This is a genomic window from Virgibacillus salexigens (assembly GCF_014905415.1).
Taxonomy (GTDB): Bacteria; Bacillota; Bacilli; order Bacillales; family Amphibacillaceae; genus Virgibacillus; species Virgibacillus salexigens.
Genome location: NZ_BNEO01000002.1, coordinates 875,806 through 898,066, shown reverse-complemented (window position 1 = coordinate 898,066; position 22,261 = coordinate 875,806). Strand labels below are relative to the sequence as shown.

Below are 22,261 nucleotides of genomic sequence, written 5' to 3'. Positions count from 1 at the left end.
CAAACGGGCGCAGTTGTTAAATAAAAGATATGCTTGAATCGGGCCATTTAACTGAATAATGTAATGAGTTTTTCAGTAATGAAGAAGAAATCTCAAGAGTTATATGTAATATCTTTAATAGAATAATAACGAAGAAAAGAGGTAAGTGCATGGGAAAAATTATTGTTTCTGTACACAGTACATTGGATGGTGTTTTCACAGGGCCGCGTGGAGATGAGAACAATTTCACAATGTGGGCTATGCCTGGTGTTACGGATTCTATGAATGACATCTTGAATATGGTCCAGCAAGCCGAAGCCCTTTTGATGGGTCGGGTCACCTATGAAGGATTATCACAGGTTTGGCCGTTCCAAAAGGGAGATTTTGCTGATGCCATGAACAAGACTCCCAAGTATGTAGCTACTCGTAATATGGATCTGCGGGAAGTTCACTGGGGTGATTATGGCAGCACCATTTCCCTGCTTTCTGGCGATTTGAGTCAGAATATTGCTAAGGTTAAGGATCAAATTCAAGGTTACATCATGGTTACGGCAAGTGCCGGTCTTGTACAGAGTCTGATAAATGAGGGGCTGGCAGATGAGATTAGTGTGGTTATCCATCCTGTTATCCTCAGTAGCGGAAAGCGATACCTTGATAACATTACATCAAGGCAAGATTTGAAACTCATAAATACTCAACAATATGAAATAAGTGGTTCCATGAAGTTGGATTACAAGGTTATAAATTAATACTAAGAACTATGATGTATCATCTATATAAAGGCGTATATTTTCAATAATCCAGTCCTTACTTCTTCCAATCTAAGTTAATAATTATTCCAGAATAGGGCGCAATTCTTGAGTTGAAGTAAGAATCTGCGCTCTATTTATGAATCAGGTCATATAATGGAGTAAGTCTTCTTAAGCTAAACAGAGCAGGATTGTGGCGAAATAAAGTAGAATTAACTATAAGATTTTGTTTTGAAGCAAAATCTAATAGTTGTTTAATAGGTTTTTTCTAAATAATGCAAAGGGGGGACTAATGTATGGATAGATTTACACCAATGATCGAAGGAAAACAGAGTGTCAATTCTTTAGAAAAAGTAATGCTTGATCAAGTTGAGCAATGGGTCTTGCTTCGTGGTGAAAATATTAATAATCCAGTCATTCTTTTTCTTCATGGTGGACCCGGGAACGCCCAAATTGGATGGGCACCTGAATATCAAACTTCATTAGAAAAAGACTTTATTGTAGTCAATTGGGATCAGAGAGGGGCGGGTTTATCATATAATGATTCCTTATCAGAGGAATCAATGAATATAGAGAACTTTGTACATGATGCGCATGAATTGACTAGATACCTTATCTACCGGTTTAAAAAGGATAAAATATTTGTGGTTGGGCATTCGTGGGGCAGCATTATTGGAATGTTGTTGGCACAAAAATACCCTGATTTAATCTATGCATATGTTGGAGTGGGTCAAAGTGTACATTTGCAACGAGGGGAATTATTAAGCTATAACTTTACAGTAGACTTTGCAAAGCGAAATGAGTTACAGAAAGCAACCAGTGAACTAAAAGCTATCGGTCATCCTCCATATAAGACGCTTAATGATTTATTTATTCAAAGGAAATGGCTTACTGAATTTGGGGGAGTTGTCTATAAAGATACAGATTTTTTTAAACGAACGGTACATATCATCCAAAAGAGATCAGAATATAAAGAGACCGACATCGATAAATTAAATGAAGGTAATACTTTCTCTATGCGAGTCATGTGGGATGAAGTAATGACAGTGAATTTACTTGATCAAATTAAGGATGTAAACTGTCCGGTTTATTTTTTGTTGGGCGAATTTGATTTCAATACGCCAAATTTGCTTGTTCAAGAATTTTATAGTAGTTTAACCGCACCTATTAAAGAGACGATCTTTTTTTCAGGAGTTGCACATAATTTGCCATTTGAAGAGCCTGGACTTTTTCATAAAACCATGTATGATATATCACTCAACTATACATAGAAAGAAGACTCTATTTATGACAGTTTTTGAATCAAAAATGTAATGGAACGTTCTTCAGTAAACGTGCGCATTTCCTGAATAAGAATTAGCATCAATGTTGGACAATAGGGCCCGTTAATGTAATAAGAAGATCAAATAAAATTGGGTTTTTATTTAAATTTTGATATGTGTGTGAAAATTTATAAAATTAAATGAAACTTTCCAACTGTTAGAACGTATGGTTAACAAAGAGGATGGGGGGGTTCAATTGTATTTTCCATCTAAGAAAGACATTTGGTTTTTCTTAATGTTTTGGGGTCTTATATTTTTTTCATTCTAATTTACATTTTTGTTCCAGATACAGGTGGTATGCAATTAATAACCTATAACAGTGTTTTAGGTTTTATTATAAATGTTTTGATAACAGGGTTATTAATATGGATATGGCTTGGAACGGGGTATAAGGTTAAAGGAGGACTTATAAAAGTTAAATCTGGTCCATTTAGAGCTACAATAAGGATTGAAGAAATCAAAAGGTTGAGTAAAACAAAAAGCCCATTTACAGCACCTGCTCTATCCGTTGATAGATTAGAAATTCTTTATGGTAAATATGACGTAATGAGTATATCTCCTAAAAATGAAACAGAATTTATTCGATTGTTAGTAACTGAAAACCCCCATATTCAAATAGACAAAAAACTTGCTGATTACAACAATAGTTAAAAGCAGATATTCAACTATAACCAACTAATAGCAGATAAAGACATTTCAATCAACGGGCGCCTTTTCAGAGTAAGAATTTGCTCTATTTTGGTATAGCATTCCAATGTTTAACAAGCTATTGAAATATTTTATTACTGGGGGTAAAAATGATTGTAATGATGTTTGTCATTGGGTTGTTTATTCTATTAGGAATTATACTGATCAATGGTAAAGGCTCCTCCTTAATCGCAGGCTATAATACAATGCCTCCGGAAGAAAAGGAAAAATATGATACAGTTTCCCTGTGCAAGTTTATGGGGAAGATGATGTTCGCTTTGTCATTTAGTATGTTGTTTTGGGTATTTAGTGAAGCATATGAAATTAACTGGTTATTCGCCTTTGGTCTTGTCTTATTTATTGGCATAATTATATTTATGCTGTTAATACAGGAAACAGATTTAAGAAGTAATAATTATCAATCATTTCGATGATGAATATTGGGGTAATATAAATTCACAGTTCAACAAACGGGCGAATTCTGGAATAAGAAATGGACGTCTGTACCCGTACACAAGGGCCAGATTGTGTAATAAATTATGTTAAAATTTAAACAGTAAAGGACTGATATGAGGATGAGGAGTGATTAAAATGCCCACTTGCGAAAACTGTGGTGAAAAATGGACTTGGAAACAAACGATTAAAACAATGTTCAGATTGGTATGTCCATATTGCGATAAAAAACAATATGAATCCGCTTCATCAAGAACAAGAGGTGGCGTGTTTATGCTGTTTCCGGTAGTGTTCTTACCTATTAATGCTTGGTTAGAAATATCTGTAGGTATAGCACTAATTATTGCTATCATATTTGTTTTTATAACATTTGGTCTTTATCCGTTTATTTTAAATTTATCTAGTGAAGAAGAACCTTATTGGTAAAATGCTACTAGGAAAGAAATGCATTAAGAAACCTTGACTTATTGGTTTTGGGCACTATATTACCTTTGGGAGGGGCATTTATGTTAAGCAACAAAGGGTTTAATCTATGGGCTGATAACTATGATAAGACAGTCCAGGTTAGTGAGAAAAATAATCAATATCCCTTCGCAGGATATAAAAAAATACTGAATACAATTTTTAATGAGGTAATGCAGAACAGAAATTCTAACGTTTTGGATATTGGTTTTGGAACAGGAATATTAACAAGTAAGCTATATGAAAATGGTCACCAAATTGATGGTATAGACTTTGCATCAGAAATGATCTCCATCGCAAAAACTAAAATGCCTAATGCGAATTTGATAGAGTGGGATATTTCAAATGGCCTGCCATCTGAAATCACAGAGAATAGATATGATTCGATTATAAGCACGTATACTTTACATCATCTAGATGATAAAGAAAAAATATCATTTATAATTAACCTGCTATCTCTCCTTAAAAAGAACGGTAAAATATTCATTGGTGATGTCTCTTTTGAAACAAGAGAGAAACTTGAAAAGTGTCGTTTAGATAATATTGAATACTGGGATAATGATGAATATTATTTAGTTCACAATGAAATTAGTTTCTCACTAAGAAATAAGTGTCATTTTTATCCAATATCTCATTGTGGTGGTGTATTTATCATTGAAAATGACTGTATTTAAATATTGTGCATTTCTTCTATTATCGGGCGCTTATCCGGAATTGAAGTGACCCCATAAAGTTAGACAGGTTATTTTGTTAGGGCTTTAAAGGACGCAGCAGTTAGGGAAACAAATGAAGAATGTGGTATAGATATTGATGTTATAAAATTTTGTGGTGTTTTTCAAAATGTCAGTGGATCTATTTGCAATACATTATTTTTAGGAAGACCAATTGGAGGAGAATTAATTACGACTCCAGAAGCCTTGGAAGTTGGTTTCTCCCCTATTGAGGAAGCATTAGAAATGGTAACATGGAAAAATTTCAAGCAAAGAATTGAGTATAGTTTAAATGAAAAAATTCAACCTTTTTATGTGGAATTTAGCTAATTAATATTCTACAAAACCAACTTATAGGAGCTCCTTTTTTATCCATTATACCAGTTAATATCAGCTTTTTGCTTATTCAAGAATCGGAGCGCAGTTGCAGAATAGACGAATAGAGTATTTTAGATAAGCAAATATTACGTTACTGTGAATAGGTCTAGATTGTTGAAGGTTAAGGTATGAAGAACAGTTGTAATGTATTTACCATACAGATTTAACTTTATTGTTAACCCTGAAAAATATATATTAACATTTGAGCAGGGAATATTTTTTTAGGAGGACGAAATGTGAAAAACAAATCTCAAACAGTTATTACGCTTGTATGTAGTTTGCTTATTTTTACTATTGGTATGTTTCGAATACTTACTGAATCACTTTCTTCAACACCGTTGTTTGTAGCATATATTTTTGCAATTACTGGGCTTATCGGGGTTATTTCAAACGGGGTAACACTAAGAAAGATACAATCTAAATGAACAAATCAATATTCTTAAATTGAATCGTTTTTTTCTTGTTAACTTTAGGATTATCTAATTATTTTACTCTTCCTCAATCAGGCACAATTCTTCAGTAAGAATTGTGCTTTTTCTTTGTGAGGTCTTTAATAAACCAAAATCTTTTGAGATAACTAATCAATTAAGTAAATATAATTGCTCTAAGTAAAAATATTTAAGTATTATTTGTAACGTAATTAAATTCAAGGAGTTATATAAGTAAGGGGTGAAAAGAGGTGGACTTTGAGGAACTTTTTAAGGGGGCAGTTTTTCATTTATAATTCCCAATAAAAAGTAAAGATATATTTACATATAGTAAGATTCATGTTATAAATAAGTAAAGATATATTTACTTTTAGGCGGTGAAAAAAATGCCTGTCAAAAATAATATTAAAAAGATTAGAAAAGAACGAGGTATTAAACAAGTAAGGATGGCCGAAGAATTAGAAGTTACGAGACAAACGTTCACGGCTATAGAAAATAACAAATATAATCCAAGCCTTGAACTTGCTTTAAAAATTGTTAAGTATTTTGAACTCCCAATTGAAGAAGTATTTATATTAAAAGAGGAGGAAAAATATGAAAAATAAAAAATATCAGAAATGGATGTTAACTTATGCTGCTATTGGTGTATTGGTGGGAACCACAATCACACAATTGATTAATGGGGATTTAAACCTTTCAGGACTTCTAGGTACGCTTACTGCCGCACTAATACTATTCGCTATTGATATAATTAGAATTCGTAAGAAAAAAGATAAAACTCCAGATTTTGATGAACGAACAATTAGTAATATGCAAAAATTTTATTTGTATTCTTCTAATATCTTTATGGTTGTAATTTTTCTGTCATTAGCTGTTATAACTGCGATGGGGATTGAACAAATTACAATAAGCTATATATGGATATTTGTTTTTTCCTATTTTTCTATTAGCGGAATTGGTGCTTTGATCGTAAGCAAGAGGTAAATATTTTCTTGAATAAGACCAGTTTAGTTTCAAAAACTAAACTGAGGTGATGAGTATGAAAAAACTAGTTGTTAGTCTTATTTTAATTATTTTTTTAGTAAGTTATAACACCCCAGCATACGCACAAGCGATAAATGAAGATGATACGGATGAAATAATAAATTTATTGAACGAAATCAAAAAGGAACTTATAGTATCCATTGCAAAGCGAACGGGACTTAAAAAGGAGTCGATAGGAATAATAGTAAGTACTAGTTCTGTTAAAGTGGATATTGACATTTACGTATCAGTAGGTTTACCGAAGGATGCAAAAATTGATGATACGACAATTCAAAAAATAGTAGAAGATATTATTAGGATCGTTTCTAAAAAAGAAGACGTAATAATTAGCGGAGAAAATATTAAGGTAACAATCGACTAATGGTGAATTCCTTAAAAGATACATACAACAATAAAAGATGAGTCGTATTATAAGGTTGTGAAGAAAAATGAACTTAAGATCGGGCGCAAATCTGGAATAAAGATTGGCGCCAGAGTCATATATAAGGGCCATTTAGCTGAAGAAGGTACTTATGCTTAACCATAAGGATGTGATATTTGTGGTTGCAATGAAAGAATTTTTATCGAGTTTTTTGCTTATAATTAGTTGGTTTATTTTTGCAGTGAGCGCCTATTTGCTTTATTAGACAATTATAATGCCAATGCTTGCTATCTTACCTTTACTAATTTCTTTTGTTACTGGTTTTTTATGTTTTTATGTATCAAAAAAGTTGGGTGGTAGAAGGAAGAACTATTAGTTTCTATTATCGGACGCATTACCGGAGTAAGAATTTGCTCTATTTATGAATCGAACAAATTGTTAAAAAATATAATTAAAATTGACATAACACCATTTGGTGTTACAATTAATTGTGACACTAAATGGTGTTAACTAAGGTGTGGAGGTTTTATTGATGAAAACAAAGGAAGAATTACCGGAAATCCGTAAAGTGGTAGTACTCAATGCTCCGATAGAAAAAGTATGGGATGCTGTTGCAACGTCGGAAGGTATTGCAAAATGGTGGATGCCAAATGATTTTAAACCTATTTTGGGACAGGAGTTTACTCTTTATACAGGGGAATATGGCAATTCTCCTTGTAAGCTTACAGAATTTGACCCACCGAATCGCCTTGGCTTTGACTGGGATAAGGATTGGCATCTTGCTTTTGAATTAAAAGAATTAGAGGACGAAAAAACAGAGTTTACACTTATTCATTCTGGATGGGATGCGAATAAAGATACAGAATTTGGACAACCGCATTCAGTTATTCGTGAAATTATGGACAGCGGTTGGGAAAAAATCGTCAAAAAGAGCCTTCCTGAATATGTCGAGTTATAAAAGGGACGCATCCTTGTCGAAATACGATGTGTTTCAAGCAATTGCCGATCCTACCCGTCGCAAGATGTTAAAATTGCTTGCAGATAAAGAGATGTCGATTGCTGCAATTACGGAATGCTTTCCGATGACCCGTACTGCCGTAAATAAACATTTGGATGTTCTTTTTCAGGCTGGCCTTGTTACTAGGCAGAGGTCTGGTAAGGAAACTCGGTATAAACTTCAGCCAGAACCACTGATTAAATTAAAAGATTGGCTTACATTCTTCGAACAATACTGGGATGAAAAACTGTATTCTCTTAGAAAGTATGTAGAGGACGATAAGGGTCAGTTGTGAAATAACCAAGGTGAGTTGCTAACTCCCTTAGTTGATATTTAAGAGTTGTAATAATGGAATTAAAGTCTTTACTTTGTTCAGCTGTTAATCTTACACAAATAGAGCGCATTAGTTAAATAAGACTTGCTAAATACCATGTCACTATCATGTCACTTTTGCCCTTGAAAAAAAGCTTATTATGATAGTGTGAACATAACTAAGCTCCTTACAGAAATAATAGCATTGTTTTTCGATATATTGTACTAGGTATGTAAATGTGTTGCACCTGAGTTTTGCTAGGCTTGGGTGCTATTTTTTCTTCAGAAAATGTAGGAAAATATTTCCTTTTGTCGTATTATAGAGGCAAAGGGGGTGGCATCGATGGAGAATACAGAAAAATATTTCTATATATTTACCTATATAGATGGTACAACACAAGAGTTTGAACAAGATAACAATACGTTATCCACAAAAATCGTTAAATCTGAAAGTAAAAGAATTCAAGTAGATAATGTAATAGTTAACTTAGATAACGTAATTAAAGTTACTGTTGAAACTAAAACAGAAAGAGATGAACAGCAAAGGCAAGTAAAAGAAAATACTAAAGCCAGTATAGAAGCATTAAGCAGAATGGGACTTTAAGAAGATTCAAAGCACTCTATAAAAGAGTGCTTTTTTATATGCAAGAATACATAGGAGGTGGTGATATGCCATGAGTAAAAAGAAATTAACATTAAAACAACAAAAATTTGCTGATGAGTATATCATCACCGGAAACATCTATCAGTCGGCTGTTAATGCTGGTTATAGTAAGGCTTACGCTAGAGGTAATGCAAGCAAATTAATGGAAAATGTGAGTATAAAAACATATATCGATGACCGATTAGAGGAAATCAAAACAGAGAAAATAGCTGATCAACAAGAAGTTATGGAATATCTCGCTTCAGTTTTGCGTGGTCAGATTACTGATGAAGTGCTTATGGTTGTAGGGGATGGTGATTTTGGATCTAATGTTGAAAAGCATGAAAAGCGATCTGATACAAGTGATAGAACGAAAGCTGCTGAATTAATCGGTAAACGTTACACTATGTGGACCGAAAAACAACAGGTAGAAAACATCACCCCGACATTTGTCGAGGATGTGCCAGAAGATGACTAAGCAAGTGAATATTTCAGTCTCCAAGGAGATCGGAAAAGGTTACAATCGTTTCTGGCATAATAAACAGTTTTACCGAGTTGTTAAAGGTTCTCGTGGTAGTAAGAAATCGAAGAATACTGCAATCAATTTCATTTATCGGATTATGAAGCATTCTTGGGCTAATATACTTGTAATTAGACGTTTCTCCAATACCAATAAACAATCGACATACACCGATTTAAAATGGGCTGCAAATAAGCTGAAAGTAAGTCATCTTTTTAAATTTAATGAAAGTATGCCGGAAATTACGTATAAACCAACTGGACAAAAGATATTGTTTCGTGGGCTTGATGATGAACTAAAGATCACATCAATAACGGTTGATGTTGGTATTCTTTGTTGGGCTTGGTTTGAAGAAGCATACCAGATTGAAACAGAAGATAAATTTCGTACGGTTGTAGAGTCCATTCGTGGAACATATGAAACACAAGACTTTTTTAAACAAATAACTGTCACATTTAACCCCTGGTCAGAAAGACACTGGCTAAAGCGGGTTTTTTTTGATGCTGAAACACAGGAAAAGGATACGTTCGCAACGACGACAACATTTAGAGTTAATGAATGGCTAGACGATGTGGACCGCGATAGATATGAGGATTTATATCGTACCAACCCAAGACGTGCAAGAATTGTATGTGATGGGGAATGGGGCGTTGCTGAAGGACTTGTTTTTGAAAACTTTGAGGTCAAAGAATTTGATCCTATAGAAAAGATCAAACAACTTCAAGAAACAACTCACGGCATGGACTTCGGTATGACTAATGACCCAACGACAGTCGTTAGCTCAGTTGTCGATTTAGATAAAAAAGAAATATGGGTCTATGATGAACATTATGAAATTGGCATGTTAACCGATGATATTTACAAAATGCTTATAGAAAAGGGATTACAGAAATCAAAAATTGCTGCAGATTGGGAAAAACGCTTGATACAGGAATTAAGAAACAAAGGGATAAGGCGTATTCGGTCAGCAATTAAGGGATCAAACAGTATTATGCAGGGCGTGAACTTCTTGCAAGGCTTTAAAATCTATGTACATCCAAGTTGCGCGCATACCATCGAGGAATTGAATACTTACACGTTTAAGCAGGACAAGGATGGAAAGTGGTTAAACGAACCGGTCGATGAAAACAACCATATTATGGATGCTTTAAGGTACTCGATGGAGCGTTATCACTTAGGTAAGAAGAAAGACAGAGCCCAACAATATGAAGCCTTGAAATCATTTTTTTAGTAAAGGAGGAATCCTATCATGGCAAGTGAAAGTAAACAACGTTTTCCTGTAGAAGCAAATAAGCATTTTACCTATTCGAGTGCTGAGAGTTTACTAGAAAATCTAGACGATTTATCTAAGATGATTCAGCATCATGAGCAGTATCAACGTAAACGATTAGATGAATTGGATAGCTATTATTTAGGTAATAACACCACGATCCTAAAAAAGAAACGCCGAAAAGAGGAGCATTTGGCAGATCATAGAGCAACACATAATTTTGCTAAATATGTGAGCCAGTTTATACAAGGTTATATGGTCGGGATACCAATCAAAACACAACACAACGATGAAACAGTTAATGACACATTAAAGAAAATTAATCGCGATAATGATGCGGATGCGCATAATAGTGAAATGATTTTAGACTTGTCTATCTATGGCCGGGCTTATGAATTGTTATATCGAAATAAGGAAGATCAAAACTGTTTTACCATGTTAAGTCCGTTAGAAACCTTTGTTATTTATGATAATACGGTAGAGAGAAAACCTATTGCTGCTGTCCGTTATATCTATGATCAAATGAACAGCAAAGAATTAATCGTTGAATTATACACTGAAGATAAAATATATACCTATTCCGTAAAAGATAAGCAATCCTATAAGTTAGAAAATCCAGAGGAAAAGGACCATTATTTTCAAGCTGTTCCAGTCATTGAATATGCCAACAATCGATTTAGACAAGGTGATTTTGAAAATGTATTAAGTTTGATTGATCTATACGATGCAGCGGAATCAGATACCGCAAATTATATGACCGATCTTAATGATGCTTTGTTAGTTATCAAGGGTCGTCTCGGTATGATGGATTATATGGAGGACAATGATACAGGAGAAAAAATACAAAAGATGAAGGAAGCAAATTTTCTTTATATGGAACCTGAAATTGATGAAGATGGCAAAGAGGGAAATGTCAGCGCAGACTATATTTACAAAAAATATGATGTTGCTGGTGTAGAAAAATATAAAGACAGGGTACAAGCTGACATTCATAAATTTACAAATACACCTGATCTCAACGATGAAAACTTTTCTGGTGTTCAATCTGGGGAATCCATGAAGTACAAATTATTCGGATTAGAACAAATTAGAGCAACAAAGGAAAGATTGTTTAAGCGTTCTTTACGTGATCGCTATCGATTGCTTAATAACATTCTAAATAAAGCTAGTGAGGGTGGCTTTGATGTGAACGATATTTCAATCACATTTACCCCTAATTTACCGAAATCGCTTAAGGATGAAATCGATATGTTTAGTTCTCTTGGTGGAGAGTTATCACAGCAAACCAAGCTGAACATTCTATCCATCATTGAAAATCCAGAAGAAGAACAAAAACGTATTGAACAAGAAATGAAAGAGCGACAGAAAAGCCAAATATCTAATTACATGGAGAATTGAGGTGATTAGATGCCAGAAGAGGAAAATTACTGGGTAGAGCGTGAAAGGGATAATATTACTTTAGAACAAATGAAAGATGAAGAAGTAGCAGCTAAGCTTCGTGAAATCATCGAGCATGCGTTGCGTGAAATTGAGAAGGAAATTAATGCTTTTTATACCAGGTATGCAGGAAAGAATAATATAACTCCGAGTGAAGCGAAAAAGCGTGTTTCTGAAATGGATGTGCAAGCTTTTGAAAAGACTGCTGCAAGATATGTTAAAGAAAAGAATTTCAGCGATAAAGCCAATGAGGAGCTTTACACATACAACACGAAAATGCGTATTAATCGGCAAGAATTATTAAAGAGATATTTAAACGCTCATTTGGTGGCTATGGCAGATGAACAGGTTAAAACCTTTCAAGCGTATTTAGAACAAGCTGCAATTGCTGAAGTGGCAAGACAAGCAGGAATATTAGGTGCCGATATTGCTATTACTGCATCTACGCTTAAATCTCTGGTTGCTGCATCATTCTATAATGCTACATGGTCCACTCGAATATGGAATGACATGAAAGGGTTAAGAAATGAGTTAGAAACAATCATCAATAGCTCGATAATACGTGGCGTACATCCCGATCGATTTGTAAAACAAGTAAGAGAACGCTTTGATGTAACAACCTTTGAAGCTAGAAGGCTATTAATCACAGAAACCGCAAGAGTTCAAACAGAAAGTATGAGATTATCATTTCAAGCTGTCATGGAAGGTAATCCAAAGGCTGAATATGAATTTGTTGCAAAGCTGGATAATCGTACTACAAAACGCTGTCGAGGTCTAAATGGCAAACGTTTCAAGGTAAAAGATATGAAGCCAGGTGTTAATGCTGCGCCAATGCATCCGTTTTGCAGAAGTTCCGCAGCTCTTATATTAGGCGATTGGCGTGAAAAATTCTTTAAAGAAAGGAAGGGGAAGTATACGTTATGACACAACATGTACTAGCTGAAATCAATGAAACATTAAAGGGTATCCATCAAGAATTGAGAAAGATGAATGAAACACCAAAAGCTTACCAACCTCAATCAGCTCAATCACAAGAAAAGAAACGCAAGGCTTATAAATAATATTTGTCCGTAAAGACGTTAAACTAAAAAAATCGTACACGGGCATTAGCAACTAAATAAAGTAATAGCATTCGATTAGTCGTAGATGGGCTTATATGGCGTGTCTGGGGCTTTTTTTAGTGCCATGAAATAAATAGTTAATCATGCGTGTGTGGGATAGGAGGAAATGAAATGGAAAAAGACATGCCTAAACAGATAAAACCATTGAGAATGCACCTACAGTATTTTGCAGAAGGAGATCCAAAACCAAACGATCCGCCAACTGATCCACCAAAGGATGATCCAAAAAATGATCCTGAGAAAGAAACTTTCACTCAATCAGAAGTCGATAGTAAGATTAGCAGAGCTGTAGATAGTGCCTTGAAAAAACAACAAGAAAAGCTTGAAAAGCAAAAACAGGATGAGATTGAAAAAGCAAAACAAGATGCTGCAGAGTATGCAAAGCTTACTCAGAAAGAAAAGGAAGAAGCCGATTACAAAAAACGCGCTGAGGCATTAGAAAAGCGCGAACGTGAACTTAATAACAGACAATTGTTATCGGAGATAGAATCTGATTTGAAGGAAAACGAACTACCAATAGCATTTGCTGAGTCGCTATTGAGTATGCAAGATAATGAGAAGATCAAGGTAAGCATTACAGCTATTAAAAAGCAATTCGATGAAGCTGTTAATCAAGCTGTCAAAGAAAAATTACGTCAAGACACACCTACTGCAGGTGGAAGTTCAAGAAATAAAACGAATACCATGGCGGATTTACGCAATAAACAGGATCAACAAAAAAATAAAGCCCCCGACTTGTGGGCTTAAAGGAGAGGTAAAACATGTATGTTTCAAAGAAAGTCAATTACGATAGCCAACCTTCTTTTGTGTCTAGTCACCATATGATTAGTCGTACACGAACAGCCAAAAAAGCAATGGGAACATCAGAAGGTACTCGTACGGTTCTAAAGGCTGGAAAAGTCTTTCCAGCAAATGATGAAACCGCAGAAGGAATTTTATTACACGATATTGATTTAACGCATGGAGATCAACCTGCTGGGATTATGGTAGAAGGATATGTATATGAATCTCGACTACCAGAGAAAGTTTCTGCAGAAGCCAAAACAGCCATGAAAGAAATTAAATTTGAAGAATACAACGCAACGGAGGGACAGTAATCATGCCAAACATTGAAGAATTTCTTACAGACGAAGCTTTACAATCTTATGTACAGAATAGGGAATATCCTCTATCCGTTGGAGATGGGTTGTTCCCGAATGATCGAACTGAAGAATTTGAAATCAAGTATTTACTAGGAAGTAATGCAGCTCCTGTATCAGCATCTGTACATTCTTATGATACAGAATCACAAGTTGGCTCTCGTGATGGTTTACAGGAAATGAGTATGGAGCCGGCATTGATAAAACGCAAGATCAAGATGGGGGAGCGTCTCATTAAATCCATGACACAGGCTCGTACCGATGCTGAAGCACAACGTGTAATTGATCGCATTTATAACGATGTGGACAACATGGTTAATGCTGTACGTACGCGTATTGAGCGGATGCGCTTTGAAGCTCTATCTACTGGGAAAATAACCATCAATGAAAACAACTTTGTTGGAACGATTGATTATGGTGTAGAAGACAGTCAAATAGAAACACTTACAGGCACGGATATGTGGAGCGACAAAAGTGCAGATCCCCTTGATGACCTGGATCGATTTGTAAACCAAGTTGTTGCGTCTTCGGGAGTTACACCGGAACGTATCCTAACATCAAGAAAAGTATTTAATGCTTTAAAACGACACGATTCTGTTCGTAGAGGGATTTTTGGTGTAAAAAGTGCTCGCCTTGTTACGAACGCTGAACTTAACTCGTTTCTACAAGAACAAGGCTTACCAGCTATAGCTACTGACGATCGAGTGTATCGCGTTCAAAAAAATGACGGTTCCTATGCAACAAAACGTTTCTTCCCTGAAAATAGTTTGGTATTACTACCGGGTGGAGAATTAGGAAAAACAGTTCATGGTGTTACTCCTGAAGAAGCAAATATGCGTTATATGAACACAGCAAGTTTCCAAAACTTCGGAAACGTTATTGCTCAAATCTATTCAACTAATGATCCAGTTGCCCGTTGGACGAAAGCTGTAGCTTTAGCTATGCCTTCCTTTCCAACAGCGAATCAGATCTATATTGCGAATGTATTAGGAGATGGCTCTACGCCCTAATGAACCCCTAGGGATAGGGGAAGCCGAGATTGGACAAACCCTAAAAGTTGGGTAATAACAAGAAGGAGGATACTTTAACATGGCTACAAAAGAGGAATTAAAAAATACGTTTGTGACTGGTGCAGTGCCAACGGAACAAAACTTCCATGATTTGATCGATGTTGCAGGCAATAAAGGAGATCCCGGAAAAAATGGTACTGACGGGAAAAGTGCTTATCAAATTGCGAAAGATAACGGGTTTGAGGGTACAGAATCAGAATGGTTAGCATCTCTCAAGGGTGAAAAAGGTGATCCGGGTGTTAGTGTTACGGACATTACTTCTGATGGTACAAACCTCACCTTCACGTTGTCAGATGGTACCACCAAAGATATCCCTTGGCCATCCAAGGCTTAGGAGGGATAATAAATGCCTATGATTGATAATGTAAAAACGGTATTAGATATTCAAGATGATTTGCAAGATAAAGCGCTGGAAATCATTATTGCGAATACCACATCGCATCTAAAGCTTTGGTTAAAAAAGCATACGGATCTTACAAATATTCCGGAAGAATTGAACTTCATTATCGAGGAGCTATCAATTGCTCGATTTCAAAGGCGTGGAAGTGAGGGGATGAAGTCTGAATCAGTGGAAGGGCATGCTGTTACTTATAGCGAGGATGACTTTGCCCCTTACCTATCGATTCTAAGTGCTTATATTCCTAAGCAAGAAGAAAAACAGGGCAAAGTGGTGTTTTTCTGATGCGGTATACAGATAGAGTGACATTTCACAAGACATTAGGCAGGGGATATAATCCGGAGACTGGCAAAAATGAAGTGCAAGTCGATGAAGGGGTGTTATTGCCTTGTAACGCTTCGCCTGTGACATTAGAAAAGACAGCAGCGGTCTTTGGTTCCGTTAATAAGAAAGTTGCCACCGTACGTTTGCAACGTCCATATGAGGACTACGCAGATAAAGCTGTTATGAATGGTCAAAAATATAACGTTCTCAGACACATTCCTCATAAGTCTGAGAGCGTCTTTTATTTGGAGAGTGTGAGCGAATGGAGCTAGATGGAATCGATGCGTTGTTGGCTAAATTTGAGCGTATGCATGATGAAATCGAAGATGATGTAAATGAAATTGTAAAGAATAACACCATTGAAATGACCGAAAAAACACTCGACAAAGAGCGTCAACGGTTTGACAAGGGTTATTGGACTGGACACACAGCACGAAACACGATGACGGATAAATTAGGCTCTATGCATTACAGAACTTTTGTTAATTCGGAGTATGCCGGATATTTAAATTATGGTACTCGATATATGGAAGCAACATTGTTTCTACATGATGCTTATTTTAAGCAAAAACAAATCTTTTTATCTGACTTAGATCGGTTGGTGGGGAAATAATGCTTTCACCTAAAGTTCAATTGTTTAATGCCGTATTCAGTAAATCAGTAGCACTGGGCTATGATACGTATGATTATTTGCCTGGAAAGGATGAAGAAACACCTTATCCATTTGTCCATGTTGCGGAGGTAACGAGTGCCGATGTGATTAATAACAAAGATGTTATAAACAGCCGTATATCTCAAACCGTTCATGTTTGGGGAATGGCAAATGATCGTGCGTTATTTTCGGATATGGTTTTTAAATTGGAAATGGAATTAAGACGTTTGTATCAACTAGATAACTATTATTTAAGGTTACTAGCATTAGATTCCAATGAAATGTACGACAATACAACGATGGATAACTTACTACATGGGATTATCCAAGTTGAATACAAAATCACGTAGGAGGGATAAAGATGGCACAAACAGCAAAGAAATCTAATACATCAAAAACAGCAAAAATAGCGAATGGCGTGCACAAAGTATTATATTTTCGTGAATTAGGCGAAGCAAAAGAGGCAGCTAAACTGGTTTTTCAAACGGAACATTCCAAATCGTATTCCCGAGATAGAGAATCAACGCCAACAAAAGATGGTGCTGTGTCTGGCTCGTCCGCATTAGAAGATGAAGTATCTATATCGGCATTGCAATCGGTCAAAGACCCTACATTTACGATGTTAGAAGATTCCATTGTGGAAGATTATCCTGTTGAAATGTGGGAAGTAGATCTTGCCGATAAGAAAACAACAGGAGAGACAGGATCAGAAAAAATGCAATTCGCTGCAGAATATCGTCAAGGATATATCAGTGAATGGGAGGCAACGAATCCTGCTGAGGATGATCCAGAGGTAGAAGGTACATTCTTAACATCTGGTATTCGTCAGAAAGGCTATGTCACGTTACCAGAGGCAGATATCGAGACACTATCTTATGTGTTTCATGATTTAATAGCTGATGATCCCGCAGATGATGGGTTGGCCAAACCACCAGAAGAAGGTGGCGAGACTCCCTCAGGAACCCCTAGCCATAGGGGAAGCGAAGTTGGGTGAATCATTAATCGTTACCTAGAGAGGGGTTTCCCTCTCTTTTTTAATACTTAATTTTTTAGGAGGAATTATAAATGCATATTAACTTTAAAGGTAGAGAAATTGAATTATCATTCGGACTTCGTACTTTGACAGAAATTGATAAAGAACTCGGTTTTGAGATAGAAGGGGCGAATCTAGGGCAAGGACTCGAGATGTTAATCCCACGTCTGCAGTCTGGGAACATTATTGCGATTTCAAAGATCATTAAGGCTGCAACGGCTTATGACAAAAAAGGACCGAAGTCTTTCGAGGATTTAGAAGAAGTAATGGATAACATCGCTGAAAATGTAAGTTTTGAAGAATTCGGTGAACAAGTCTTTGAAGAACTGGGGAAGCGACCTATGACCCGAAATCTAGTTCCAGAGGAACTGAAAAAGAAGAAGGCGGAAGAAAAGAAAGAGGATTAACTTTTAATGAGGTTGTTATCTATGCCTTACGTAAGCTAGACGTAAAAAGTCTTAAAGAGGTTGAAATGATGACCTTAAGTGAATTTCTATATAAACGTTATGCTCAAGAGTATAAAGAAATCGATAAAGAATACGAGCTGCATAAGCTTGCCTTTCTTATTAGAAATGCCGAAGCTACAGAAAACAAAGGAACAGATAAGAAGCCAAAGGAAGAATACGTGTTTAAGGATTTCAAAGATTTCTTTGATTATGATCAAATGATCAAATCAGTTGATCAAGAGATCTCTGAGAACAAAAAGGAATCACCTAACCAGTTATCACTGGCGCAAGTAGCATTAGAACATAATCGGAGGGGGTGAGGTTGTGGCTGATTATTCCATCGAGGCAGAATTGAAAGCAAATGCTAGGAAGTTTAAGAAAGCCATCGAACAAGCAAAAGAAGTGACTGAGAAATTCAAAAGAGCTTCCGAATCTGTAGAAGATACCAAGTTAAATGCAGACGTCAAACCATTGAAGCGTAATATGAAAGTTGCAAAGAAATTGATGGAAGCTTTCACGAAAGAAAAGGCCGAGAAGGAAATTGATGCAGATACAGTAAGCTTTTTCCGCAAAGTTGCACAATTACAGGCCAAAGCAAGAGCATTAACTCGGGAGAAAATCGTTATTCCTTTCGAAGCAAAAGTAGATGAATTTCAGAAGAAAATGGATAGACTTGCTAGAACCATTAATTCAGTTGGAACAGTAGCAGCAAATGCATTTAAAGGTGGACTTCTTTCTCTTTTACCAACACTATCTCCTATCATAGCTAGTTTAACGGGAGCATTAGGTGGTTTAGCTTCTTCTTTTGCTTCAGCAGGAACAGGTGCAGTTGCATTTGGGTCAGTAGCTACAACCGCATTAAATGATGTGTTTGCAGCTAACGAGGATATTCAAAAGTTACGTGAACAATTAGCAAACACAACCGATTTAGAAGAGCGTGCCAAGATAACAAAACAAATCGAACAAGCAACAGCGGGGTTGTCCAAATCACAACAAAAAGGGTTAAAGGCTGTTCAATCATTTAGTAAGTTCTGGAGTAAATTCGCTAAGCAATTCGAAAAACCGGTGATGAATGTTTTTATTCGTAGTTTGGAAGGATTGCAGAAACTCATTAAACAATTAGAACCTGCCTTTCAAGGGGCAGTTAATGCTGTAGATACGCTATCTAAAAGTATGGGACAAGCCATTCAAACAAAAGAATTTCAAGCGTTTGTCACGTTCCTAAATACAAGTGTGGAACCAACCATGGTGAATTTAGGAAAGGTATTTGGCAATGTTATGCAAGGCATGATGAATCTCATGGTTGCATTTGGTCCATTCGCTGCAGATATGCAAACGGGTTTAGTAGGTCTTACGGAGAAATTCAAGAAATGGACAGCAGGATTGAAAGATTCGAAGGCATTTCATACCTTTATCGATTATGTAAAAGAAAACGGACCTAAGGTCATCGCGTTAATTGGTAATTTAACCACCTATTTAATTGAACTCGGAAAAGGAATGGCTCCCCTTGGATCTAAGTTATTTGATCTGGTTAATGGATTCCTAAGTTGGACGAATAGTATGATGCAATCTTTCCCATGGTTAGGACAACTTATAGCTGGTCTTACATCATTTCTAGGTGCTGCCATAGCTATCGCTCCACCATTACTTTTGTTGAAAACAACATTTAGTGGTGTGTTTTCAACAATAGGCAATGTATTTATGAAAATATGGGCAAAGATCAAACCCTTATTCACAGAATTTCGAACCGTAGTAACTCGTTTAGGCGCTCAAGCTTTACCTTTGCTAAGAGCAGCATTTATAGCGTTGACTGGTCCGATTGGAATTATAATTGGTGTATTATCATTATTGATTCCCGTATTTGTCCGACTTTGGAAAGAGAATGAGGCTTTCAGGCAAGGTGTTCAAACAGCTTGGACGTTTATCCAGAATATATTTACGACAGTTATTAATTTTATCTCTAACCTTGTTAAAACGGTTATTGGAGCATTAGTTACATGGTGGCAAGAGAATCAAGAAAAGTTTAAATCAATCGCCAAAAAAGCATGGGATGCGGTATATAACGTTGTAAAAACAGTGCTTACGACGGTTTGGGATATTGTGAAGCAGATAGTTACACGTATCCAAGAATTTTGGTCAGCACACGGCGATACTATCGTAAGCATCGCAAAAACAGCATGGAATATCATATCTACTGTGGTTTCAACCGTAACAGGTGTTATATGGACGGTTATCCAAAATGCTTTATCCTTTATCCAAGGTTTATTTGAAACAGTATGGCCGATTATATCGGATGTGGTTGAAGTAGCTTGGGGCGTGATTGAGACTGCCGTACAAACTGGAATAGACCTAGTCTCCGGCATTATAAACACTGTCATGGACATTATTAAAGGTGACTGGGAAGGTGCTTGGGAATCCATTAAAAAAACAGCAGAAACTATAATGGATAATATTGTTGGATTCTTTGAGGATATCGACCTTATGGATATAGGAAAGGACATCATCAAAGGGCTTATCAATGGTATTGGTTCTATGGGAGAAGCTGCATGGAACGCTGCTAAAGGGATCGGTGAAGAAATCAAAAACAGTTTTACTAGTTTCTTTGGCATATCTTCTCCTTCCAAGGTAATGAGAAAAGACGTTGGAAGATGGGTCACATCAGGTGTTTCGGAGGGGATACTAAAACAGATAAGATCTGTTAAAAAATCTTCTCAGGCTGTTAGTAACGCTGTAACAAAATCATTTAATCCAGATTTAAGTATCAGAGCTTCACAGATAAAATCTAGTTTGAGAGGAATTAAACGAAACGCTACCGCCCGAGTACAAAACGCTGTAAATACAGAGGTTAGCGTTGGGAAACAGCCTGCGTACATTCATGTTCGTATTGGTAAACAAGAATTCATTCGATTTGTCGATGATATTGACGAACAACAAAAACGAAATGCTTTCTCCGATGAGAAAATGAAATGGTAGGAGGTACTTTATGTACGATTTTGTTGATTTACATGAAAGAGGGACACGAAGTACCTCTTTATCTATTCAAACCCTATTCCATGGGATGAATTTAGATGATGTATTAACGGATGAAAATGGGAGTTTTGTCACACTAACGGTGCAAGGGCGTGGGAATTTAAAGCAACGAATAACTACCACCGAAGTTCCCGGAGGGCACGGAGTGTTGGAATACAATGATCCCACCTTTGATATACGAGAGATTAAGGTGAAATATAAGATAGCTGATCGTACCAATGCAGGGCTAAGACAACGCATAAACAGATTAAACGCTTTGTTAGTCGGAAGTAAAAAAACGCTAGTGTTTACAGATGAAGAAGCAACGTTTTATGCGACGTTATTAACGAATGATGCACCGGAAGAAACAAGCAATGAATTGGTATGTACGTTAACATTTCTATGCTCTGATCCGTTTAAGTACGGGAAGCATAATCAAATCATCGCACTAAAGAAGTTCACATGGGAAGAATATGCAGGTCAGACATGGGAGGGATTGATCAATGGCTAGTACAACGCCTAATATAAAGCTAGTAAAGCCAGAGATAACGGATAAGATTGATGTCTCTATCGCTAACTTCGCACAAAATGCAACGAAGATAGATACGTCCATTAAGAACTTACAAGACAATGTTTCTACGGTACAGGGGAACTTAGATGAAACGAAACAGGATGTTTCAGATTTACAAACCTCTTTAGATACCGCAAATAAAAACGTTAAAACAAATAAAGAAACCATCGCAAGTAATACCAAGAAAATAAGCACCAATGAGAGCAATATAACGAAGAACAAAAATGATATTACATCTATAAACGAAACAATTACGACAATCCAAGGTGAGATGGATGGTCTAAAAGGAATATCTCAGGAGAATCAAACAGCAATTGAAATGATGGAAACGCAGTTGGTAGACTTTGGTGAGCGACTAACGGCGTTAGAAGAACAGTTAAATCCACCAGAGCCACCGCCAGAGGGTGGGGCATGATGCGCTGGATCGAAATAGCACAGACGAATGAGGTTAAGGTCAAAGGTACTGCCGAAACAGCACCCATGATTACCGCCGTTATAAAGGATGAAATACCATATATGCAGTTAAGCTGCAAGGAAAAGGTATTACGGCTACATTATGACTTTAAAAAGAATGATGTGGTGATAGTCGATTTCGCCAAAGAGAAGGTATACATTAATGGTGAACTACAAATGAAAGCCGTTGATTTATTATATGCCGATTTTTTTAGATTGCAACCGGAAAAAAATGAAATTAAAACCGTGCCTACCATGCAATTAGAAGTAGAGTACAAGGAAAGGTGGCTGTAA

Annotated in this window: 33 protein-coding genes and 1 pseudogene; all 34 read left to right on the top strand. The window is 36.2% G+C overall.

Annotation, left to right across the window (positions count from 1 at the left end):
- The first annotated feature begins 149 nt into the window (after positions 1 to 149).
- The 34 genes and pseudogenes from JKP73_RS12390 to JKP73_RS12230 all read left to right on the top strand — a co-directional run bounded on the left by JKP73_RS12390 (position 150) and on the right by JKP73_RS12230 (position 22,261).
- On the top strand, positions 150 to 728 hold the full coding sequence (locus JKP73_RS12390; protein WP_200411315.1) for a dihydrofolate reductase family protein: 579 nt from the start codon (positions 150 to 152) through the stop codon (positions 726 to 728).
- Between the two features lie 296 nt (positions 729 to 1,024).
- Entirely contained in the window at positions 1,025 to 1,999 is a 975-nt protein-coding gene (locus JKP73_RS12385; RefSeq protein ID WP_021292677.1) for an alpha/beta hydrolase, read from the top strand.
- Between the two features lie 348 nt (positions 2,000 to 2,347).
- On the top strand, positions 2,348 to 2,701 hold the full coding sequence (locus tag JKP73_RS12380) for a PH domain-containing protein (protein WP_200411314.1): 354 nt from the start codon (positions 2,348 to 2,350) through the stop codon (positions 2,699 to 2,701).
- Between the two features lie 146 nt (positions 2,702 to 2,847).
- Positions 2,848 to 3,171, top strand: coding sequence for a DUF3784 domain-containing protein (locus JKP73_RS12375; RefSeq protein WP_234447108.1), 324 nt, complete (start codon positions 2,848 to 2,850; stop codon positions 3,169 to 3,171).
- Positions 3,172 to 3,328: 157 nt separating this feature from the next.
- A complete protein-coding gene (locus tag JKP73_RS12370; protein WP_200411313.1) occupies positions 3,329 to 3,616 on the top strand; it encodes a TIGR04104 family putative zinc finger protein in 288 nt (95 codons plus the stop codon).
- Positions 3,617 to 3,696: 80 nt separating this feature from the next.
- Positions 3,697 to 4,326, top strand: coding sequence for a class I SAM-dependent methyltransferase (locus JKP73_RS12365; protein WP_200411312.1), 630 nt, complete (start codon positions 3,697 to 3,699; stop codon positions 4,324 to 4,326).
- A gap of 81 nt (positions 4,327 to 4,407) precedes the next feature.
- Positions 4,408 to 4,692 (top strand): annotated as a pseudogene (locus JKP73_RS23170) (NUDIX hydrolase); the annotation flags it as partial.
- Positions 4,693 to 4,976: 284 nt separating this feature from the next.
- Positions 4,977 to 5,165, top strand: a complete 189-nt coding sequence (locus JKP73_RS12360) for a hypothetical protein (RefSeq protein WP_200411311.1) — start codon at positions 4,977 to 4,979, stop codon at positions 5,163 to 5,165.
- 389 nt (positions 5,166 to 5,554) lie between these two features.
- Complete coding sequence (locus JKP73_RS12355; protein ID WP_200411310.1) at positions 5,555 to 5,773, top strand: helix-turn-helix transcriptional regulator; 219 nt, start codon at positions 5,555 to 5,557, stop codon at positions 5,771 to 5,773.
- On the top strand, positions 5,763 to 6,152 hold the full coding sequence (locus tag JKP73_RS12350) for a hypothetical protein (protein WP_200411309.1): 390 nt from the start codon (positions 5,763 to 5,765) through the stop codon (positions 6,150 to 6,152). Before JKP73_RS12355 ends, JKP73_RS12350 begins: the two co-directional genes overlap by 11 nt.
- A 55-nt stretch (positions 6,153 to 6,207) precedes the next feature.
- Complete coding sequence (locus JKP73_RS12345) at positions 6,208 to 6,573, top strand: hypothetical protein (protein ID WP_200411308.1); 366 nt, start codon at positions 6,208 to 6,210, stop codon at positions 6,571 to 6,573.
- A gap of 532 nt (positions 6,574 to 7,105) precedes the next feature.
- Complete coding sequence (locus tag JKP73_RS12340; protein ID WP_200411307.1) at positions 7,106 to 7,531, top strand: SRPBCC family protein; 426 nt, start codon at positions 7,106 to 7,108, stop codon at positions 7,529 to 7,531.
- Positions 7,518 to 7,865, top strand: a complete 348-nt coding sequence (locus JKP73_RS12335) for an ArsR/SmtB family transcription factor (protein WP_200411306.1) — start codon at positions 7,518 to 7,520, stop codon at positions 7,863 to 7,865. Before JKP73_RS12340 ends, JKP73_RS12335 begins: the two co-directional genes overlap by 14 nt.
- Before the next feature lie 360 nt (positions 7,866 to 8,225).
- A complete protein-coding gene (locus tag JKP73_RS12330; RefSeq protein WP_200411305.1) occupies positions 8,226 to 8,486 on the top strand; it encodes a hypothetical protein in 261 nt (86 codons plus the stop codon).
- A gap of 70 nt (positions 8,487 to 8,556) precedes the next feature.
- The gene (locus JKP73_RS12325) at positions 8,557 to 9,003 is read left to right on the top strand and encodes a terminase small subunit (protein ID WP_200411304.1); all 447 of its coding nucleotides are present in this window, start codon (positions 8,557 to 8,559) and stop codon (positions 9,001 to 9,003) included.
- Positions 8,996 to 10,276 (top strand): PBSX family phage terminase large subunit, encoded by a 1,281-nt coding sequence (locus JKP73_RS12320; RefSeq protein WP_200411303.1) that lies wholly within the window; start codon positions 8,996 to 8,998, stop codon positions 10,274 to 10,276. Before JKP73_RS12325 ends, JKP73_RS12320 begins: the two co-directional genes overlap by 8 nt.
- 18 nt (positions 10,277 to 10,294) lie before the next feature.
- Positions 10,295 to 11,713 (top strand): phage portal protein, encoded by a 1,419-nt coding sequence (locus tag JKP73_RS12315; protein WP_200411302.1) that lies wholly within the window; start codon positions 10,295 to 10,297, stop codon positions 11,711 to 11,713.
- Between the two features lie 9 nt (positions 11,714 to 11,722).
- Entirely contained in the window at positions 11,723 to 12,676 is a 954-nt protein-coding gene (locus JKP73_RS12310; RefSeq protein ID WP_200411301.1) for a minor capsid protein, read from the top strand.
- Positions 12,673 to 12,813 (top strand): hypothetical protein, encoded by a 141-nt coding sequence (locus tag JKP73_RS12305; protein ID WP_200411300.1) that lies wholly within the window; start codon positions 12,673 to 12,675, stop codon positions 12,811 to 12,813. Before JKP73_RS12310 ends, JKP73_RS12305 begins: the two co-directional genes overlap by 4 nt.
- A 171-nt stretch (positions 12,814 to 12,984) precedes the next feature.
- Positions 12,985 to 13,620, top strand: coding sequence for a capsid assembly scaffolding protein Gp46 family protein (locus JKP73_RS12300; RefSeq protein ID WP_200411299.1), 636 nt, complete (start codon positions 12,985 to 12,987; stop codon positions 13,618 to 13,620).
- A gap of 14 nt (positions 13,621 to 13,634) precedes the next feature.
- Positions 13,635 to 13,970, top strand: coding sequence for a hypothetical protein (locus JKP73_RS12295; protein ID WP_200411298.1), 336 nt, complete (start codon positions 13,635 to 13,637; stop codon positions 13,968 to 13,970).
- Positions 13,971 to 13,972: 2 nt separating this feature from the next.
- On the top strand, positions 13,973 to 15,022 hold the full coding sequence (locus JKP73_RS12290) for a major capsid protein (RefSeq protein ID WP_200411297.1): 1,050 nt from the start codon (positions 13,973 to 13,975) through the stop codon (positions 15,020 to 15,022).
- Positions 15,023 to 15,101: 79 nt separating this feature from the next.
- On the top strand, positions 15,102 to 15,416 hold the full coding sequence (locus tag JKP73_RS12285; protein ID WP_200411462.1) for a collagen-like protein: 315 nt from the start codon (positions 15,102 to 15,104) through the stop codon (positions 15,414 to 15,416).
- Between the two features lie 12 nt (positions 15,417 to 15,428).
- Entirely contained in the window at positions 15,429 to 15,764 is a 336-nt protein-coding gene (locus JKP73_RS12280; protein WP_200411296.1) for a phage head-tail connector protein, read from the top strand.
- The gene (locus JKP73_RS12275; protein WP_200411295.1) at positions 15,764 to 16,075 is read left to right on the top strand and encodes a hypothetical protein; all 312 of its coding nucleotides are present in this window, start codon (positions 15,764 to 15,766) and stop codon (positions 16,073 to 16,075) included. The genes JKP73_RS12280 and JKP73_RS12275 overlap by 1 nt, the downstream gene beginning before the upstream one ends.
- The gene (locus JKP73_RS12270; RefSeq protein ID WP_200411294.1) at positions 16,066 to 16,416 is read left to right on the top strand and encodes an HK97-gp10 family putative phage morphogenesis protein; all 351 of its coding nucleotides are present in this window, start codon (positions 16,066 to 16,068) and stop codon (positions 16,414 to 16,416) included. The genes JKP73_RS12275 and JKP73_RS12270 overlap by 10 nt, the downstream gene beginning before the upstream one ends.
- Complete coding sequence (locus JKP73_RS12265; RefSeq protein WP_200411293.1) at positions 16,416 to 16,805, top strand: hypothetical protein; 390 nt, start codon at positions 16,416 to 16,418, stop codon at positions 16,803 to 16,805. The genes JKP73_RS12270 and JKP73_RS12265 overlap by 1 nt, the downstream gene beginning before the upstream one ends.
- Before the next feature lie 11 nt (positions 16,806 to 16,816).
- Complete coding sequence (locus tag JKP73_RS12260; protein ID WP_200411292.1) at positions 16,817 to 17,449, top strand: phage major tail protein, TP901-1 family; 633 nt, start codon at positions 16,817 to 16,819, stop codon at positions 17,447 to 17,449.
- A 71-nt stretch (positions 17,450 to 17,520) separates the two neighbouring features.
- Positions 17,521 to 17,895 carry a tail assembly chaperone gene (locus JKP73_RS12255; RefSeq protein ID WP_200411291.1) on the top strand — a complete coding sequence of 125 codons (375 nt, stop codon included), beginning with the start codon at positions 17,521 to 17,523 and terminating at the stop codon, positions 17,893 to 17,895.
- Between the two features lie 65 nt (positions 17,896 to 17,960).
- Positions 17,961 to 18,254, top strand: a complete 294-nt coding sequence (locus tag JKP73_RS12250; RefSeq protein WP_200411290.1) for a hypothetical protein — start codon at positions 17,961 to 17,963, stop codon at positions 18,252 to 18,254.
- A gap of 4 nt (positions 18,255 to 18,258) precedes the next feature.
- A complete protein-coding gene (locus JKP73_RS12245; RefSeq protein ID WP_200411289.1) occupies positions 18,259 to 20,907 on the top strand; it encodes a hypothetical protein in 2,649 nt (882 codons plus the stop codon).
- Between the two features lie 10 nt (positions 20,908 to 20,917).
- Positions 20,918 to 21,454: a distal tail protein Dit gene (locus JKP73_RS12240; protein WP_200411288.1), complete on the top strand. Its 537-nt coding sequence runs from the start codon at positions 20,918 to 20,920 to the stop codon at positions 21,452 to 21,454.
- Positions 21,447 to 21,929, top strand: coding sequence for a coiled-coil domain-containing protein (locus tag JKP73_RS12235; protein WP_200411287.1), 483 nt, complete (start codon positions 21,447 to 21,449; stop codon positions 21,927 to 21,929). The genes JKP73_RS12240 and JKP73_RS12235 overlap by 8 nt, the downstream gene beginning before the upstream one ends.
- Entirely contained in the window at positions 21,926 to 22,261 is a 336-nt protein-coding gene (locus JKP73_RS12230) for a phage distal tail protein (protein WP_200411286.1), read from the top strand. The genes JKP73_RS12235 and JKP73_RS12230 overlap by 4 nt, the downstream gene beginning before the upstream one ends.

Bases quoted from the DNA above. Each gene is read 5' to 3' on its own strand.
- JKP73_RS12390 (WP_200411315.1), top strand. From the start codon at position 150: ATGGGAAAAATTATTGTTTCTGTACACAGTACATTGGATGGTGTTTTC.
- JKP73_RS12385 (WP_021292677.1), top strand. From the start codon at position 1,025: ATGGATAGATTTACACCAATGATCGAAGGAAAACAGAGTGTCAATTCT.
- JKP73_RS12380 (WP_200411314.1), top strand. From the start codon at position 2,348: ATGCAATTAATAACCTATAACAGTGTTTTAGGTTTTATTATAAATGTT.
- JKP73_RS12375 (WP_234447108.1), top strand. From the start codon at position 2,848: ATGATTGTAATGATGTTTGTCATTGGGTTGTTTATTCTATTAGGAATT.
- JKP73_RS12370 (WP_200411313.1), top strand. From the start codon at position 3,329: ATGCCCACTTGCGAAAACTGTGGTGAAAAATGGACTTGGAAACAAACG.
- JKP73_RS12365 (WP_200411312.1), top strand. From the start codon at position 3,697: ATGTTAAGCAACAAAGGGTTTAATCTATGGGCTGATAACTATGATAAG.
- JKP73_RS12355 (WP_200411310.1), top strand. From the start codon at position 5,555: ATGCCTGTCAAAAATAATATTAAAAAGATTAGAAAAGAACGAGGTATT.
- JKP73_RS12350 (WP_200411309.1), top strand. From the start codon at position 5,763: ATGAAAAATAAAAAATATCAGAAATGGATGTTAACTTATGCTGCTATT.
- JKP73_RS12345 (WP_200411308.1), top strand. From the start codon at position 6,208: ATGAAAAAACTAGTTGTTAGTCTTATTTTAATTATTTTTTTAGTAAGT.
- JKP73_RS12340 (WP_200411307.1), top strand. From the start codon at position 7,106: ATGAAAACAAAGGAAGAATTACCGGAAATCCGTAAAGTGGTAGTACTC.
- JKP73_RS12335 (WP_200411306.1), top strand. From the start codon at position 7,518: ATGTCGAGTTATAAAAGGGACGCATCCTTGTCGAAATACGATGTGTTT.
- JKP73_RS12330 (WP_200411305.1), top strand. From the start codon at position 8,226: ATGGAGAATACAGAAAAATATTTCTATATATTTACCTATATAGATGGT.
- JKP73_RS12325 (WP_200411304.1), top strand. From the start codon at position 8,557: ATGAGTAAAAAGAAATTAACATTAAAACAACAAAAATTTGCTGATGAG.
- JKP73_RS12320 (WP_200411303.1), top strand. From the start codon at position 8,996: ATGACTAAGCAAGTGAATATTTCAGTCTCCAAGGAGATCGGAAAAGGT.
- JKP73_RS12315 (WP_200411302.1), top strand. From the start codon at position 10,295: ATGGCAAGTGAAAGTAAACAACGTTTTCCTGTAGAAGCAAATAAGCAT.
- JKP73_RS12310 (WP_200411301.1), top strand. From the start codon at position 11,723: ATGCCAGAAGAGGAAAATTACTGGGTAGAGCGTGAAAGGGATAATATT.
- JKP73_RS12305 (WP_200411300.1), top strand. From the start codon at position 12,673: ATGACACAACATGTACTAGCTGAAATCAATGAAACATTAAAGGGTATC.
- JKP73_RS12300 (WP_200411299.1), top strand. From the start codon at position 12,985: ATGGAAAAAGACATGCCTAAACAGATAAAACCATTGAGAATGCACCTA.
- JKP73_RS12295 (WP_200411298.1), top strand. From the start codon at position 13,635: ATGTATGTTTCAAAGAAAGTCAATTACGATAGCCAACCTTCTTTTGTG.
- JKP73_RS12290 (WP_200411297.1), top strand. From the start codon at position 13,973: ATGCCAAACATTGAAGAATTTCTTACAGACGAAGCTTTACAATCTTAT.
- JKP73_RS12285 (WP_200411462.1), top strand. From the start codon at position 15,102: ATGGCTACAAAAGAGGAATTAAAAAATACGTTTGTGACTGGTGCAGTG.
- JKP73_RS12280 (WP_200411296.1), top strand. From the start codon at position 15,429: ATGCCTATGATTGATAATGTAAAAACGGTATTAGATATTCAAGATGAT.
- JKP73_RS12275 (WP_200411295.1), top strand. From the start codon at position 15,764: ATGCGGTATACAGATAGAGTGACATTTCACAAGACATTAGGCAGGGGA.
- JKP73_RS12270 (WP_200411294.1), top strand. From the start codon at position 16,066: ATGGAGCTAGATGGAATCGATGCGTTGTTGGCTAAATTTGAGCGTATG.
- JKP73_RS12265 (WP_200411293.1), top strand. From the start codon at position 16,416: ATGCTTTCACCTAAAGTTCAATTGTTTAATGCCGTATTCAGTAAATCA.
- JKP73_RS12260 (WP_200411292.1), top strand. From the start codon at position 16,817: ATGGCACAAACAGCAAAGAAATCTAATACATCAAAAACAGCAAAAATA.
- JKP73_RS12255 (WP_200411291.1), top strand. From the start codon at position 17,521: ATGCATATTAACTTTAAAGGTAGAGAAATTGAATTATCATTCGGACTT.
- JKP73_RS12250 (WP_200411290.1), top strand. From the start codon at position 17,961: ATGATGACCTTAAGTGAATTTCTATATAAACGTTATGCTCAAGAGTAT.
- JKP73_RS12240 (WP_200411288.1), top strand. From the start codon at position 20,918: ATGTACGATTTTGTTGATTTACATGAAAGAGGGACACGAAGTACCTCT.
- JKP73_RS12235 (WP_200411287.1), top strand. From the start codon at position 21,447: ATGGCTAGTACAACGCCTAATATAAAGCTAGTAAAGCCAGAGATAACG.
- JKP73_RS12230 (WP_200411286.1), top strand. From the start codon at position 21,926: ATGATGCGCTGGATCGAAATAGCACAGACGAATGAGGTTAAGGTCAAA.